The sequence below is a fragment of the Pyrolobus fumarii 1A genome, assembly GCF_000223395.1.
Classification (GTDB): domain Archaea; phylum Thermoproteota; class Thermoprotei_A; order Sulfolobales; family Pyrodictiaceae; genus Pyrolobus; species Pyrolobus fumarii.
Window position 1 is genome coordinate 1,527,293 of record NC_015931.1, and the last position, 15,185, is coordinate 1,542,477.

The window sequence follows — 15,185 nt, forward strand, 5'->3', positions numbered from 1 at the left end:
GGGTATAGCAGATGGTTGACTATATGAAATTTTTATCAAAGGATGTTGAGAAGCTGGAGGCTTCAGATGTTCGTGAGATACTAAAACTGCTTGAAAAACCTGGAGTAATCAGTTTTGCAGGGGGTTTACCAGATCCATCAACCTTCCCGCGCGAGGAGCTAGCAGAAATAGCGCGTAGTGTCATACTTGAGAAGGGTAAGGCTGCACTCCAGTATGCACCGAGTCGTGGTGTCCGTGAATTCATTGATGCTGTTAAGAGGTTCATGGAGAGGCATGGTGTGTATATTCGTGGCGAGGATGCTATAATCGCAACTGTCGGGAGTCAAGAAGCGTTGTACATGTTGTCTGAGGTGTTGATAGATCCAGGTGACGTTGTTATTGTGGAGAAGCCCACGTACTTGGCTGCTGTCCAGGTGTTCAGGAAGAGAGGAGCGCGTTTCGAACCCATAGAGCTAGACGAGGATGGTATGCGTGTTGACCTGCTCGAGGAGAGACTAAAGAGGCTCGCTAGTGAAGGCAAGAGAGTCAAACTGGTATACTTGGTGCCAACGTGTCAAAACCCGACTGGAGTCACCATGAGCTATGAGCGTAGGAAGTACTTGCTAGAGTTGGCCTCGCGGTACGACTTCCTAGTTATCGAGGACGACCCGTATGGTCTAATAACGTTTGAGGAGAGAAGCGTTCAGCCGTTAAAGACGCTTGACCGTGAGGGTAGAGTGGTCTACCTCGGGTCTCTTAGTAAAGTACTAGCGCCTGGACTAAGGCTTGGTTGGGCTGCCGGCCCCGAAGAGATAATCTCTGTGATTGAAAAGCTTAAACAACATGTGAATCTACACGCGTCGACATTAACCCAATACATTGCAGCCAAGGCGCTTGATGGTGGTATTGTTGAGAGGAATCTCGCTAGGGTGAGAGAGCTATACCGGATGAAGAGGGATGTTATGCTTGAGGCGCTCGAGGAATACTTCCCGAGAGGGTCGAGATGGACGAGGCCCATTGGGGGGCTCTTCATCTTCGTGTGGCTACCTGAGGGTGTAGATACGAGAGCGCTGCTCCCGAAGGCAATTGAGCGTGGCGTGGCTTACGTGCCGGGGAGTGCGTTCTATGTTGACGGTAGTGGTGTTAACACAATGCGCCTTAACTATAGTTACCCGAGTGTGGAAGAGATACGTGAGGGCATCAAGAGGCTCGGTAGATTGCTGCGTGAGGAGCTTGAAGGAAAGACGGGCTAGTATAGCCTCTGGGGAGTTTCTCATTAACGTGGGTTTACTGGTTTAGACTGGGTGAGTGACGTTGCAAACCTGTCCAGTAGACACTGCGATATGGATAATCACGGGTGTTTGTAACCTTAACTGCCTCCATTGCTATGCCTACAGGTGGAGAGGGCGCAGAGAGCTAAGCCTAGAGGAGAAAATGCGCCTTGTACGTGAGTTTAGTGAGTGCGAAATAGAATATGTGAATATTAGCGGTGGCGAGCCGCTGCTGCACCCACATACGCGTCAAGTGCTGGAGGGCCTGCGGGAGGCAGGTATAGAGACGTCCATTGTGACGAACGGGACAATGATAAATGACGAATGGTCGCGTCTACTTGCCAAGCTAGAGGTATTTGTTTTCGTGAGTCTTGACGGTCCGAAGGATGTGCATGAGATGCAACGTGGTCCTGGAACTTACGATCGTGTCATCAAGGGTATAGAGAGATTGAAAAAACATGGTGTGCCTTACGCGCTTGTAATGGCTGTGTCAAAGCTCAACTGGAGATACACCTCAGAGTTTGTGGAGCTCGCGGTGAAGCTGGGGGCAGAGAGGCCGATATTGATACCAGTTATGCCCTTTGGACGTGCACTTGAGAACCGGATATACGTGTCAACATGGGAGTATAACAGGGCGGTGATTAACGCGGCACGCAAGGCTCGCGAGTTAGGAGTGAAGCTGCAATTGTGGTGCAGTCCCTTTGCCTTCATGACTGTGCCGCCTGTCAACCACGATGATATAGTTGTTAGCTACTGTAGGCTTGCTCCTGTCGTCGACATAGACCCGCAAGGTAACGTGTTGTTATGTGACGTCATGGATATTGTTCTTGGTAGTGTTAGAGGTAAGCCTCTTCGCGAGGTCATAGAGATGGTTGAAAGGCACCCACTTGTAGGTGAAGTTTTCGAGCCGAAAGGCTTGCCTGAGGCATGTAAGAAGTGTCCATACGTTAAGTTGTGTAGAGGCGGGTGTTTCACACGCGCACTAGTATTGCGTGGCTCGTTGAACGCGGGTGACCCGCTCTGCCCTCGTGTAGCGCTACACGCTAGATAGGTTGTTAACCGCTTACACCCTAACTATGCCCGAACTATAGGGGGTTGAGAGCATGGCAAAAATTGTAGTCGAGATGGACCTGGCCAAGTACAAGTATGTTGACCTTCCGGCCGAGGAGGCTATCAAATTGTTAGAAACTATTGCGGAGGTTCTCGGGAGACGTACCCAGGACCTAAGCGAAGCTATACGCTATGTGAAGAACTTCGAGGAGTTCTACGAGTACATGAGAAAGAAGTTTAAGGACTTCATAGCGCCGCCGCGGAGGCCAGACGACTTCATAAAAGGTACGGTAATAGTTGATAAGGTGAGACTCTACAAGACTGATACTGGAGAAAAACGCGTCGTGATAGTGTTTGATAGAAGGGTTGACATCGAGAAGTTGAAGGAAGCGTTGAAAAAGATAGGCTATGAAGAAATTGAGGTCAAGAAGAGTCTTCTATAAACGGCTAGATTATTTGCGCCTTCTACGTCTCCTCTTCTCGCTTTCTGGTACAGCTATTCCCTCGAGAGCAGTTCTAGCCTCCGTTTCGCTAAGCTCGCCTCTCGCGAGCTTTTCTAGTACGTTGAGGCGGTCTAGCATAGCCTCCAACAGTAGTACGTTTACGCTGATTTCTTCCGCTTCTCCCTCCTCTCCTTCCTCGCCCTCAGTAGTTAGCGTCTCGCTGGTCTCTTCACTAAGTGTAGCTTCGCCATACTCCTCTTCGAGGACCATTGCTCTCACCGTCTTTTAGGTCGGCGCGTATGTTGCCTGGTAATGCGGGTATGTAAAGCATTACCTCTCTACCCGGTAACTCGATATAAGCTTCTTGGTGTGTCTTTCACACGTCGGGTATAGTGGCTGTGGGAGATACCAAGGGCTGTCCTAGTGGAGCCTTTGCTCTCCTTCATCCCAGGTTAAAGGAAGCCCTAGTGAAGCATGGGTATTGTGAACCTACGCCAGTGCAAGAAAGAGCCATTCCAGTATTGTTAAGGGGTGTTAACGCCTTAGTCATGGCGCCAACAGGATCGGGGAAGACTGAGGCGGCACTGTTACCATTAGCTTCCCGTGTTATGGGGAGGGGTGGCGACGGTATCAAGATACTCTATGTTACTCCTTTGCGTAGCCTTAACCGTGACATATTCCTGCGTATAGTGAAGTTGTTGGAGACAGCTGGTCTTCGGGTGTTTGTCAGGCACGGGGACTCCACGAGTAGTGAAAGGAGGCTATTCTTGCAGGAGCCGTTTGACGTGGTCATAATAACGCCTGAGACGCTAGAGTATCTGCTATCCTCGTCAAAGCGGTTCCGAGAATATCTGGCGAGCTTGCAAGCGGTGATCATAGACGAGGTTCATGAACTACTCGATAGCAAGAGGGGTGCTGAGCTTAGCGTAGTCTTAGAGAGGTTGGAGAGGATCTCGAGGTTTCGGGTTCAGAGGGTTGGGTTGTCGGCAACTGTAGGCGATCCCATGTTGGCAGCTAGGTTTGTGGCTGGTGTGGGACGGTATGTGGAGATAATTGAGGACCCGTCTGCTAAGAGGTATGAGATTATCGTTGAGACTGTAAAACCGGGTTCAAGTGATAATCTTGAGGCTGTTAGACTGGGGGTCGAGCCGGACACTGTTGCTAGGTTGCGAAGGATAGTAGAGTATAGTGAGCGTTATCGGCACGTCCTGGTGTTCACTAATACTCGTGATACGGCAGAGATGTTGTCTAAACTGTTATCGTTGCTTGTCGGCGATGATAAGGTGCGTGTGCACCATGGTAGTCTGAGTAGAGAGGAGAGACTTGAGGCGGAGAAACTCTTCCGTGAGGGTAAGCTGCCGATCCTTGTTGCGACCTCGAGCCTCGAGCTTGGCATAGACATCGGTCATGTCGAGTTTGTAGTCCAGTATCTATCTCCGAGGCAAGCGTCGAAGCTTGTGCAAAGGGTTGGTCGTAGTGGTCATAGGCTTGGTAGAGTATCGAGAGGCGTAGTGCTGACGCTGTCCAACTTCTACGATGTGCTAGAGTCGATGGTGCTTGCCGCTCGTGGTATGAGGGGTGATATTGAGGAGCCCAGACCCTACGAGAAGCCTCTAGACGTGCTCGTGCACGAAATAGCCGGTATGGTTGACGAGAGGGGCTCTATTACGATAGACGAGGTTTACGATATAGTTACTCGTTCGTGGCCCTTCCGTGACCTTACGTGGGACGAGCTTCTCGAGGTTATCGGGTTAATGGAATCTGCGAGGATATTGCGAAGAGATGGGAATGTTCTGCGCCCAGGTAGGAGGCTCAAAAGCTACCATTACAGTGTTACGATGATACCTGACGTCAAGCAGTATGTGGTTATCGAGCAGGGTAGTGGGCGGCGTGTAGGCGTGCTAGATGAGGTGTTTGTTGCCGACTTGTCGCCTGGAAAGCAGTTTGTCCTTGCTGGCAAGATATGGGAGGTTCTCGATATAGGCGAGTCTAGAGTGCTGGTGAGGAAGGTTGACGAGGGTAGCCTTGTCCTCCCAGCCTGGGAGGGCGACCTAATACCCGTAGAGTGGAAAGCGGCACGCGAAGCTGGAGCATTGCTCAGACGGCTTGCGAACAACGATAGCGGATTACACGACTCCTATCCCGCTACGAGTAGCTCTTGGGTATTGTTGGAGAGTGTTGTCCGAGAGCACAAGTCTAGGGGTTACCCGGTGCCTAGCGATAGGCTAGTTCTTGTCGAGGTTTATCGGGACATACTTGCGCTCCTAGGATTCTTTGGTACTAGGCTTGCAAAGACACTGGAGTTCCTAGTCTCGACACTCGTAGCTGAGATGGTGGGATACACGCCTAGAAGCGCAAGTAACGCGTATGCGGTCGTGTTGCAGCTTAACTCGCAGCCTAGCCCCCTCCTCGTAGAGACACTTACAAAGCTGCTAAAACGTATATCTCTAGACGAGGCTAAGGTGCTCGTTGAGCGGGCCGCTAAACGCTCTAACCTCTTCATGTGGAAGCTGTACCATGTAGCTGTGCGTATGGGGCTAGTCGAGAAGGGAGCCAAGCCAGAAAGGAGGCTTCTAGAGTCTCTCGCGGATACACTAGCGGGTGTAGAGGCGCTACGCGAACTCGAGCATGATAAGCTAGACTTTGAGGCTCTCGAAAGACTGCTTAAGGATATCAGAGACGGGCGCGTGCGATTGAAGATAGTCTACTCTGTTGAGCCGAGCCCTCTGCTCCAGCATGCAATCAGTGTGGCTTCGTCGGGCGACCGTGTCAGAGATTCTACAATACCATCCTCTGTTCTTGCCAGTGTGTTGAGGAAGAGGCTTGACGAGAAGAAGGTGAGACTAGTGTGTCTGCGTTGCGGGGAGGTGTTTGAGGAGAGAATAGGTAGTCTTGACGAGAAGCCAAAATGCCCGAAATGTAATGCAGGCTTCATCGCTCCAACCAGTTTATCGTCGGGAGAGGCTCGTAGGCTGGTAGATGCTGCGAGGAAGGGTGTTAGGCTGAAAGGCGAGGATGCTAAGAGGCTTCGAGAGCTGCGTGAGGCGGCGGACCTAGTGCTAACCTTTGGCAAGTATGCGCTATACGCACTGTCTGTTAGGGGTGTGGGGCCTAAGACCGCTAGGAGGGTTCTATCGCAGCTAGCTTATGGCGAGGAAGCTTTCTTCAAGGCGCTTGTGGAGGCTGAGCAAAGGTACCTGAAAACAAGGAGGTATTGGAGAGGGTGAGGGATGCGTCACTCTTCCTCCTCTGGTTCTCCTGGGAACCAGAAGGTATCTACGGGCTTTACCTCCTTGCTCGGCTCCTCTATACCCATTAGCTTCTTCGCGGTTGCTATCGTATCCTCTATCTTTCGTTTTGTTGGTCTCCTCCAGGGTGTCGGATCGTTTCTCACGAGTGGCAACACTATATGCTCGAAGTAGACCTCAGCCAGGGGGCACGTGTCTATACAGATCCTGCACGAGACACACTTCTCCGGATTCGTCACCGGATAACCACTGGATACGCTGATAGCGCCCGTTGGGCATGTAGCCTCGCACGCGGCGCAACCAGCACAGAAGGTGCCCCTATACGCTAGCTTTAGAGCGTCATAGGCTTCCTCGTGAAGCTTCTCTCCCCTCATACCTAGGCTCTCGGCGACGAACCTACGTCCATCGAACGATATCCTCCATGCATCGCTCTTTTCGAGCACAACAGTGTCGTCCCTCTTCTCAACTCTAGTCGCGCCTAGGATTGATGCCTGCTCTACCAACGCGTCTCTACGGAGGGGTGAGTCTAGCTCTATCAGTACCATGTCATCCCTATGCTCGACGCGTATGGGTCTAGGCGTTGCCCACCGCTCTAACTTTGGCCTCCATTCGTAGGTCGAAAGGTCTACTCCACCCTTTCTCGCAAGCCGCTCTTTCTGCGTTGCAGGTGCGTTCCATCTCCAAAGGCCTAGTGTCACCCACTTCTCGGGCATGCCTAGGCGTCTTCTCCACTCCTCAAGTATCTCGGCCCAACGCTTCCATAGCTCCGGGTGAGTCTCCTCTACTATGCTGAGCTCTGCCATGGTGCTAGCTGGGCACATGAAGCAGCCTATACGATCGAAGCCCTTATCGTACAACTTGTTATATGGTAGCTTGTGCTTAGCTATGTACAACCAGATGTGCATTTGTGTCCACTCTTGTATGGGTGATATCGCTAGAAGCTGTGGAACCCATCGATTCCTCCAAACCCTAGGGGATCTCGCACGATCGAAACTCTCGAAGCCTCTCTGTCCTACAACGTTCAACGCCCCATCGGGCCATACCTTCCTCGCTGTGCGAGATAGAGGAGCTAGCTTGCATATCTTACAACACCAGCGGTAGTCGCGGCCAGGCGGCCCGAAGTATCTAACAGCCCTCCAGAAGCGGTCGCCCGCGCTAGCCTCGACGAGCTCCAGACCCCATCGCTCTGCGGCTTCTCTCACAGCTTCGATTGTCTCTGGCAGCTCGATGCCAGTATTGTTGAATAGGAGTTTGGGCTCTAGGCCTGTCGAGAGCGTTAAGTGTAGTGCTACGAGGCTATCCTTTCCACCAGAGTAGGATACTACTAGAGGCTTACCAACCTTCTCGTACATCACGTGTATAAAGGCGTGTGCTTTTGAACTCCTAACGTACAGCTCGTACTCATTAGCTTTGAGTACATCCTCGATAGTTGCCCTGGTGTCAGTGTTGAGAGGCTCTCTTTCTCCGCCGAAACGCGTCTGTAGCATAACTCTGCCGCGTCTGACATAGCCTATGCCCACGGGCTCGCCATTCGCGTCCAGGATTACGACCTGCTCGTTCTCTCTCATGCTATGGCCTGCTGGTATGTCAAAACTTGGGCCTAGCCTCTCGCCAGGCTTGAGCCTAATGGTAGCTACTATGCCCTCCTCGACGGCTATCCTCGCGGTCCATTTTGAGAGTCTAAATCTCCATCTTCTCTCCACAGGATCGTAGTAGAATTTGCCAGCGTGGCCTCCGCCCAGTATCACCTCCTTCATCTCATCCATATGTGGTATCTTGTTGGTTGCAAACGCACGCCCCTCGAATATCTTCGAATACAGGCGTTGACCTGCCTCTCTACCAAACTCTTCGACCAAAGCGCGTCGTAGCTTCGTCTCCTCGCCCGCAAACCAGGGCTTAGCATCGCCAGGCTCAGTTAGCCTCACTGGTATGCCTCTCCCGCCGCATTTGCTACATTCCGGTCCGAGTAGCGGCACGTTGCAATTAGGGCACCACCATAGCTTGCCACGGATGGGCCACTTCTTTGCGAGCCTTGCGCTGGGCATACCTTATCCTGGTCTAGTGCACAGGGCGGTTAGCCTCCCTTAAACAATGTGAATGCGCGAATAGCGGATGGAGGAGCTCACCACAACGGGCCGAACACTAGACGCTCCCAGGTACCGCGCTTAGCCTCATACTCGTCACGACTAGCCACAATTCTTGCGGGAACGCCCGCCACAACAACCCCCGGTGGCACGTCGCGCGCTACTACGGCGCCTGCTGCAACAACAGCCCTCTTTCCAATCCTAACCCCAGGAGTCACTACGGCACCAGCCCCAACAACAGCGCCCTCCTCAACAACCACACCGATTAGTCTACGGCTTGGCGGGTAACGATCGTTAGTAAAGACAGCACCAGGCCCGATGAAGACATTGTCGTGTACAACTGTGCCAGGCGGCAGATAGACACCAGACTGTATAGACACCCGCCTACCAACATACACGTGGCTATCCAGGATTACACGCGTACCTATAACAGACTCGTCTCGAACAACACAACCCTCCCTAACCACAACATGATGGCCTATCCTGACTCTCCGCCCTATACTCACAGCCTCATAGATAACACTGTGGCTCCCTACGCGCGACCCAGCACCTATACGAGTACCTACGCCACGCGACCCCCAGTCAATGCCGCCCCGCCATCCAGAGGCAGCCCCCACTACAGCATAATCGCCTATGACCACCTCCTCTTCGACGATAGTAGGGCCTAGGATTGCAGCCCCTCGCCCAACGACCACTGACGAGTGTACAACTGCCTCGGGGGATACACGCCCAAGCCAGGCCGCCATACCCTCCCGGGCCTCGCTCCAACCTCCCTCGAGGCTAGTAAAACGGCCTTAGCTAGAGCCTCCTCGCGGCTCCTCGCATGCTCCCACACACCGCCAGTCCAGCTGACAAACCTCGATATCCACTCCACGTCAGCCGCTATGAGATCAGCTCTCGACACCGTCAGGAAGTCGATAACAACCCCTATGCTCCTCGCGAAGAACGCTATAGGTTCTGGTGGAGGCCCTAGTCTAAACCCACCGCTAGTGAATACTAGTGTGCGAGTAGCGTAGCCCGGTGGCGCCGAGAGGAGCAGATAACAAGCCTCTCTAATCGCCTCGGAGAGCGCAACCCCCCTCTCAGCAATACTCAAAGAGTTCAACGCGCTCCTAACGAGGCTATAATCGCGAGTGAAGTATAGCAAAGGTACGGGCCTCCTATAAAACGCTAGTAGAGCAACCCAGCCGCCGCGTTCCAGCAGTTTGCGGGCAGCTGTTGCAGCGGCTTCCCTTAGAACCTCAAACCTGGACGGCTTAACATCATCGCTAGACGTTAACGCGTTGACATCAATAGCTATTACGGCATAAACGCCCAAGCTTCTCAAGCTGCTCACCCCATCCTTGGAACCGGGAATGGTAGAAGCTCGAACCTAGGCCTCCATACACTCTCGTCAACCAAGCGTAGCAATGCATAGCAACACACGACTCTCTTCACGCCAGCACCTCCAGAACGAGCCCCAAGCCTAGGATCACACGCAGCAAGAATACCATGTTTCGCGGCAAGAGCGAGCACAGCAGCCTCCTCTAGCGTGACACCAAGCTTCCTGACCAGGCTCCTAACACCAGCGATCCGCTCAAACCTAACATCTAGATGCACGCCTATCAGAGCCTCGACACGTCGGACAATAGGTTCAAGCTCCACTGGCAAAACCAACCGGCTAGACAAGTGCTCAAGCACGCCAAGCCTCCCAAGAACCTCGACGCCAATAGGATCGATTACATAGAGGCTAGTAGGTGGTGGTGCAGGAGCCTCACGGCAGCCAATCTCAGGTGCCACGCCGGACGCTAGCATAAATGATAGAAACTCTTCGAAACCAACACCGGATATGCGGAGCGCACGCCATAATGTCGAGCCCCGTTGATAAGCCCGAAGACCAACGAGTCTCATATCAATAGTTTCAAGCAGCCTTCTAAGCGCGTCGCGTACAACCTCAGCTTTTGACGAATAGATGCCGCTTTCAACCAGCGCATCCATAATTTCGTCGAAGTACTCTCCCACTTCGACACACGTGGGCATTACGCGACACCCAGGAACCTCTCTACCTCCTCCCAAGAACTAGTCACAAGATCAAACCCGTGCCGTTGAAGCGTACGGGCTACACGCTCAGAGTAGCCAGCAACGCAATAGAAGACACGTTTTCTAAACACGGTAGGCATGACGAACCATTTTGAACAAGGCCCCCTGCAGCAACCAACAACTACAAGCACAGACCCACCATACAACAACCTCAACGTATCAACGATAGCCTGATCCCAGCAGCCTCTCCCACCGACAATACCGAGATACTCGACAGACTCACTGCATGTGGCACTGGACCCAAGACACAATGGAATCAAGCCACCAGACCACCATATGCCGACCAGAACAACTCCTAACGTTGAACTCGTTAGTCTGGTAACGGCCTCCTTGCCAGCCTCGAACCTACCGCCACGCTCCATACAACTGCCACCATCTATCAGGATAACAACGTGCTCCAATGTTGACACCCTGGAATCCCCTGGGGGATTCAGAGGCAGGTAGTACACCATAGAAAAGAGTCTTAACCGCGGCTATGCCGCCATCCAACACAGCCAAGTGAGGTCGGGGTGCATGTCAGCCATGAGTAGGTTCACCCTAGTCACTCTAGCTCTAGCCCTAGTAGCCCTCGTAGCACTAGCTCCAGCGATCGCAGCTGCCCAGCCATACAAGTTCACGAGGCCACTAACAGTAGTAGTCTGGAAAGGCTCGCTGATAGAAGTATACTTGAACTACACCGAGCTAGCAGACCAGTACGGCCTAGGCCCGAAGGGCTACCAGTTCGCACTAGGCATCCCAGGTACCGCTCAGCCACTAACTGATCAGCCACTACCAATACTCATTAGCGACCCAGCTGGTACGACATTCTGTACTGTTGGCTACATAATCATTGACATCGGTTCAACGAACATAAACTACGCGCTATGGATGACAAGCAGCCTAAACTACACGTTCACGGCGGACATCGGTACTGGCGTACGCGCGACCTACATGCTATTCAGGAGCCCAGCGGAGAACGACTATCTCGTACACCTATACAACGTCACTGGTAACAGCGAGGTAGGCACACTCAACATATACGCCAAGGTGTACTTCCCGGACAAGGGTAGCCTTGAGGCTGCTATAAAGGCGGCGAACGATGGCACCGTGCCACCAGCGTGTCAAGATCTGATTGACAGGTGGTGTGCTAACGGCTGCTGGTTACCAGTTTACGGCGTGATAGTGCCAGAAGATCTGCCGCTAACCCCGGGCAACAGGTATTCACTACTGATCAAGACTACTGCGAGCACCACCTGGGCCTTTGAGGGCGGACTCTATGTCCAGGCTATGGAGCCAAACGAGATACTAGTCAAGTTTGATGCGGGTACCAGCAACGTACTAGCATTTGGCAGGAAGACTCCACAGAAGATAACCCTAGCTGACGGTAGCAACATCTATGCGGTTGGCGCTCTCAACGTCACAATCAACTGGACTGTGCTTAGGAGCGCGATTGAGAACAGCCTCTCTGAGAACCTAGGCGTCAGGAACGTAAGCGCGGTGGTACGTGTAGTATATAGGCCGTCTATCTACAGCCTGGGCCAGATACTAGCCGAGAGCGGTATCGTGACGTACAGCAGCACGAGTATGAACTATACAGCTGCAGGCTCCCTACTTACGAATGCTTCGGCCGGTAGCTTACCAGCTAGGATACTTGGCGGCGAGTTCGGCACATTCAACAAGAGCAACGTCGGTGCAATCATATTCAACCTAACAGTCAACCCAGACGCAACTCTACCAATCGTCAACAAGATGCTAGCACTCAAGTACAGTGTTGGTGGAATGACGATAATGTTGCCAGCAGCCGAGGGTAGCGTCGACATCGTGGTAAGAGTAAACGAGACAGTGTGCGTTGGTGGTTGCGTAACATTCGACGTGGTAGGGATAAGCGGAGCGACTGAAGCTGTGCCATTCTGGGCGATAGCAGCCTATATACCGCTAGGATACAAGATAACCATACTGCCGAGTGCAATCTACGCTGACGACATGAGACTAGACACGCCAGACGATCTAGTTAACGGCTTTAACGCGTCACTGTACGGTGATAGAGATGCACTAAACGTCTATGACGAGCTGCGTGTAGTTCTAGTGAACTTCATCAGCGACATGACGAAATTCTACCTACCAGCAGGTACCTACACGATACTAGGTGCTGGCACGCCAAACATTGATAGGAACGTGACAGCGCTCGAGGCACTACTAATCAAATGGGCTACTGGCGACGTCGTTGGCAGTACGTATGTGAACGAGACGGAGGGTTACATAGCTGCTGGTAACAAGCTGGCTTACAACAGGATACTAGTCATCTATAATGTCAAGCCAGCACCGTACGCTGGCGCCTACTACTACCTACTGCCAGTCTTCAAGCTGAACCTAACGGATGCTGAGGGCCAGATAACAACCGAGGTGATAGCGACACTACCGCCAATAAACGTCACTAACGTCGATAACGTCGCTAGCGGCGATGTCAAGATGGTTAGTGGTAACACCGTCTTCAGGATAAGACCAGTACTATTCGCGTGGCCTGTTGACGTCATAAGTGGTAGTAGGCTAACATCCGACACTAGCACAGTTGCGACACTAGGCACCTACATAATGGTCTATGGCGTCGGCTTCGACCTTGATGACGCCGCACTGAAGCTATTCGTCGGTAACGTCTCGATACCATTCAGCCAGCTGCGCAAGATACTAGGCTATCAGCTACTACGCGCGGACTTCATCGACGTAGTGGTGGTTAACAAGGAGACCGGCACCTTCGGTGTACTAGTACCGCTATGGAGGCTCTACGAGCAAGGCTACGATGTACTGGCAGGAGCAAAGACAGGCTACATAACAATCAACGTGACCGGCACCGGCGCCAACAGCGATGTGGCGGGCGGCCATGGCAACCTAGGCGTATACACCGGTGCAGCCTATGACGCCGCAGCAAGGTACGAGATCGTCGAGCCAGCAGAGCCTCTAGTACTGCTCGAGCCGAGAGCGTATATCAACCTAACCGGCTCAACCGCGACGATAGCAGGTAACGTGACACTAACCGTAGCGACACCTGACGTAAACGTGCTAGCCTACCTACAGGACGGCACCATCTACCGCAACAAGACCGCGGGTGCTGCCTACGAGAAGCTGGTAAGCCTATACCCACCGGCAGACAACAATGCAATGTACTACAACTTCACCCACCTAATGGCCGTGGTAATAACCAAGCCAGCGACTGCCGATACGACCTACGCGCTAGTACTCGCCAGCGGTACCACGCCGGTCGCGTTCGCGATCAACATGACTGTCAGCGACCTAGCTAGCGGCATCTACGTTGCGAGGGGCATACCGGTGCCGACGGTAAAGAAGGGCACTTACATACTAGCATTCTACAACGAGAGCGCTACGACGCCAGTGACTGGCACTGGCGCCAGGATAAGGATGGTGCCATCCGTGGTCTTCCACAGCGTCGAGATGGGCGTTGCCGACATGAGCACTGTCGCGTGGTGGACTAGCGGCATCTACGCGCCAAGCCTAGACGCGCTGCCAAACGGCACGATAATGATGTACGGTTACAGCTGGGACACCGGCTACGCAATCAAGCTATACGTCGACCAGACCCAGAAGATGACCATCGAGACTGCACAGATCGATGAGACCGGCTCGTGGACGGCCAGCTATACGGTGCCAGCCACCGCGGCGGGCTCCACGCTGACACTAGAGCTAGACCAGAACGGTCAGAAGGCTGGCGCCTACGTGAGAGTCATAGAGATCAAGAGGAACGCGCTAGTCGCGAAGGTGAGCAGCGGCCCAGTGGTCTACGAAGATGGCACCGTGAAGATACCAGTGGTGGTCACTGTAACCTACTATGACGTGCCGGTGGCGTGCAACGCCGACGTCAAGATAAGCGTGAAGGCATACTATGACGTCAAGAAGCACCTAGCCTACAGCCTAGACCTGACACCAGCCGACTGTGTAGAGCCTGGCGTATGGATGGGCGTCATTGAGATACCAGTAATCCAGGCACCAACCTACCTAGTGATCGTTGCTAAGGTTGAGTACACGCTAATGGGCGTTGCAAAGCTGACACAGTTCGCAGAGGCTGGCGTAACGATCGACCCAGAGCTAAAGGCAATGGTGGCGACCGCCGCTGAGAAGGCCGACACAGCTGCTATGGCGGCCGAGGAGGTCAAGACCCTAGTAGAGACGCTCAACACCAAGGTCGACAGTATAGCTACAACTGTCGAGGGCATCGACACCAAGCTAGCCAGCATCGCTGCTAAGCTAGACACAATCGGTACAAGCCTAAGCGACATCGCTGCTAAGCTAGATGACATCAAGACCAGCCTAACGAGCGCTGTAGCCGAGATAACCACCAAGCTAGACAAGATCAGCGGTGACCTCGAGAGCGTCAAGGCCACACTAGCTGGCATCACCAGTGAGGTGAGCACGGCAGTCAAGGAGGCGCTAGCTGGCGTGGCAACCGTCGACGATGTGAAGAGCATCGTCGAGAGCGCCAAGAACGCAATACTAGACAAGCTAGCTGCCAGCACCAGCGATGTCAAGGCTGCTGTGGCTGCTGCCAAGAGCGAGCTAGCTAGGAAGATAGACGAGAGCACTGCGGCAGTAACAAGCGCGGTCGACGCGGCCGTCAACAAGATACTAGGTAAGGTTGACGAGGTGGCGGCAGCCATCACCGACCTAAAGAACAGCATGGCAACCAAGAGTGATGTGGAGGCTGTGAAGACAGCTGTTGACCAGCTAAGCAGCAAGCTAGACGAGGTCAAGGGCGCGATCACTGCAAGCGTAGAGGACGTGAAGAAGGCGGTCAACAGCCTAGCCGCCAAGCTAGGCGACGTAAAGGCCGGTGTTGACAGCCTCAAGACCGAGATAAGCAACGTCAAGAACAGCGTTGACAGCGTTGGCACCAACACGATGATCTTCGGCGCTGCCAGCCTAGTGATAAGCATAATCGTACTAGCTCTACTAATACTCGTGGCTGTTAAGGGAGGACTACTAGCATCCCACTAAGCGTGAAAACGAGTAACACATGACTCCCGATGATTTTCCTGCCCCAAG

General features: G+C 53.1%; 11 protein-coding genes. 5 read left to right on the plus strand and 6 right to left on the minus strand.

The features are described 5' to 3' along the window. Positions 1-11 precede the first annotated feature (11 nt). Genes PYRFU_RS08035 through PYRFU_RS08045 form a run of 3 tightly spaced genes read left to right on the plus strand, consistent with a single transcriptional unit; the run spans position 12 to position 2,743 of the window. Complete coding sequence (locus PYRFU_RS08035) at positions 12-1,232, plus strand: aminotransferase-like domain-containing protein (RefSeq protein ID WP_014027167.1); 1,221 nt, start codon at positions 12-14, stop codon at positions 1,230-1,232. 55 nt (positions 1,233-1,287) lie between these two features. Further along, complete coding sequence (locus PYRFU_RS08040) at positions 1,288-2,301, plus strand: radical SAM protein (protein ID WP_425277003.1); 1,014 nt, start codon at positions 1,288-1,290, stop codon at positions 2,299-2,301. A gap of 52 nt (positions 2,302-2,353) precedes the next feature. Then, positions 2,354-2,743: a hypothetical protein gene (locus PYRFU_RS08045; protein ID WP_014027169.1), complete on the plus strand. Its 390-nt coding sequence runs from the start codon at positions 2,354-2,356 to the stop codon at positions 2,741-2,743. A 9-nt stretch (positions 2,744-2,752) separates the two neighbouring features. Here the strand turns inward: PYRFU_RS08045 and PYRFU_RS08050 are convergent, their stop codons facing one another. Beyond that, positions 2,753-3,013 (minus strand): hypothetical protein, encoded by a 261-nt coding sequence (locus PYRFU_RS08050; RefSeq protein WP_014027170.1) that lies wholly within the window; start codon positions 3,011-3,013, stop codon positions 2,753-2,755. Positions 3,014-3,141: 128 nt separating this feature from the next. On the opposite strand from PYRFU_RS08050, the gene PYRFU_RS08055 reads away from it, so the two are divergent. Next, positions 3,142-5,970 carry a DEAD/DEAH box helicase gene (locus PYRFU_RS08055; protein ID WP_014027171.1) on the plus strand — a complete coding sequence of 943 codons (2,829 nt, stop codon included), beginning with the start codon at positions 3,142-3,144 and terminating at the stop codon, positions 5,968-5,970. 8 nt (positions 5,971-5,978) lie between these two features. Here PYRFU_RS08055 and PYRFU_RS08060 read toward each other — a convergent pair whose 3' ends face one another. The 5 genes from PYRFU_RS08060 to PYRFU_RS08080 all read right to left on the minus strand — a co-directional run bounded on the left by PYRFU_RS08060 (position 5,979) and on the right by PYRFU_RS08080 (position 10,555). Continuing rightward, complete coding sequence (locus PYRFU_RS08060; protein WP_014027172.1) at positions 5,979-8,036, minus strand: phosphoadenosine phosphosulfate reductase domain-containing protein; 2,058 nt, start codon at positions 8,034-8,036, stop codon at positions 5,979-5,981. Between the two features lie 77 nt (positions 8,037-8,113). Further along, positions 8,114-8,821, minus strand: coding sequence for a DapH/DapD/GlmU-related protein (locus PYRFU_RS08065; protein ID WP_048191942.1), 708 nt, complete (start codon positions 8,819-8,821; stop codon positions 8,114-8,116). Beyond that, positions 8,740-9,402 carry a vWA domain-containing protein gene (locus PYRFU_RS08070; RefSeq protein WP_048191944.1) on the minus strand — a complete coding sequence of 221 codons (663 nt, stop codon included), beginning with the start codon at positions 9,400-9,402 and terminating at the stop codon, positions 8,740-8,742. The genes PYRFU_RS08065 and PYRFU_RS08070 overlap by 82 nt, the downstream gene beginning before the upstream one ends. A 5-nt stretch (positions 9,403-9,407) precedes the next feature. Continuing rightward, complete coding sequence (locus PYRFU_RS10060; RefSeq protein ID WP_014027174.1) at positions 9,408-10,094, minus strand: ribbon-helix-helix domain-containing protein; 687 nt, start codon at positions 10,092-10,094, stop codon at positions 9,408-9,410. Continuing rightward, a complete protein-coding gene (locus tag PYRFU_RS08080; RefSeq protein WP_048191945.1) occupies positions 10,094-10,555 on the minus strand; it encodes a hypothetical protein in 462 nt (153 codons plus the stop codon). Before PYRFU_RS08080 ends, PYRFU_RS10060 begins: the two co-directional genes overlap by 1 nt. A 121-nt stretch (positions 10,556-10,676) precedes the next feature. Here PYRFU_RS08080 and PYRFU_RS08085 point away from each other — a divergent pair, with 121 nt between their 5' ends. Continuing rightward, positions 10,677-15,137 carry a methyl-accepting chemotaxis domain-containing protein gene (locus PYRFU_RS08085; RefSeq protein ID WP_048191947.1) on the plus strand — a complete coding sequence of 1,487 codons (4,461 nt, stop codon included), beginning with the start codon at positions 10,677-10,679 and terminating at the stop codon, positions 15,135-15,137. The last annotated feature ends 48 nt before the right edge of the window (positions 15,138-15,185 follow it).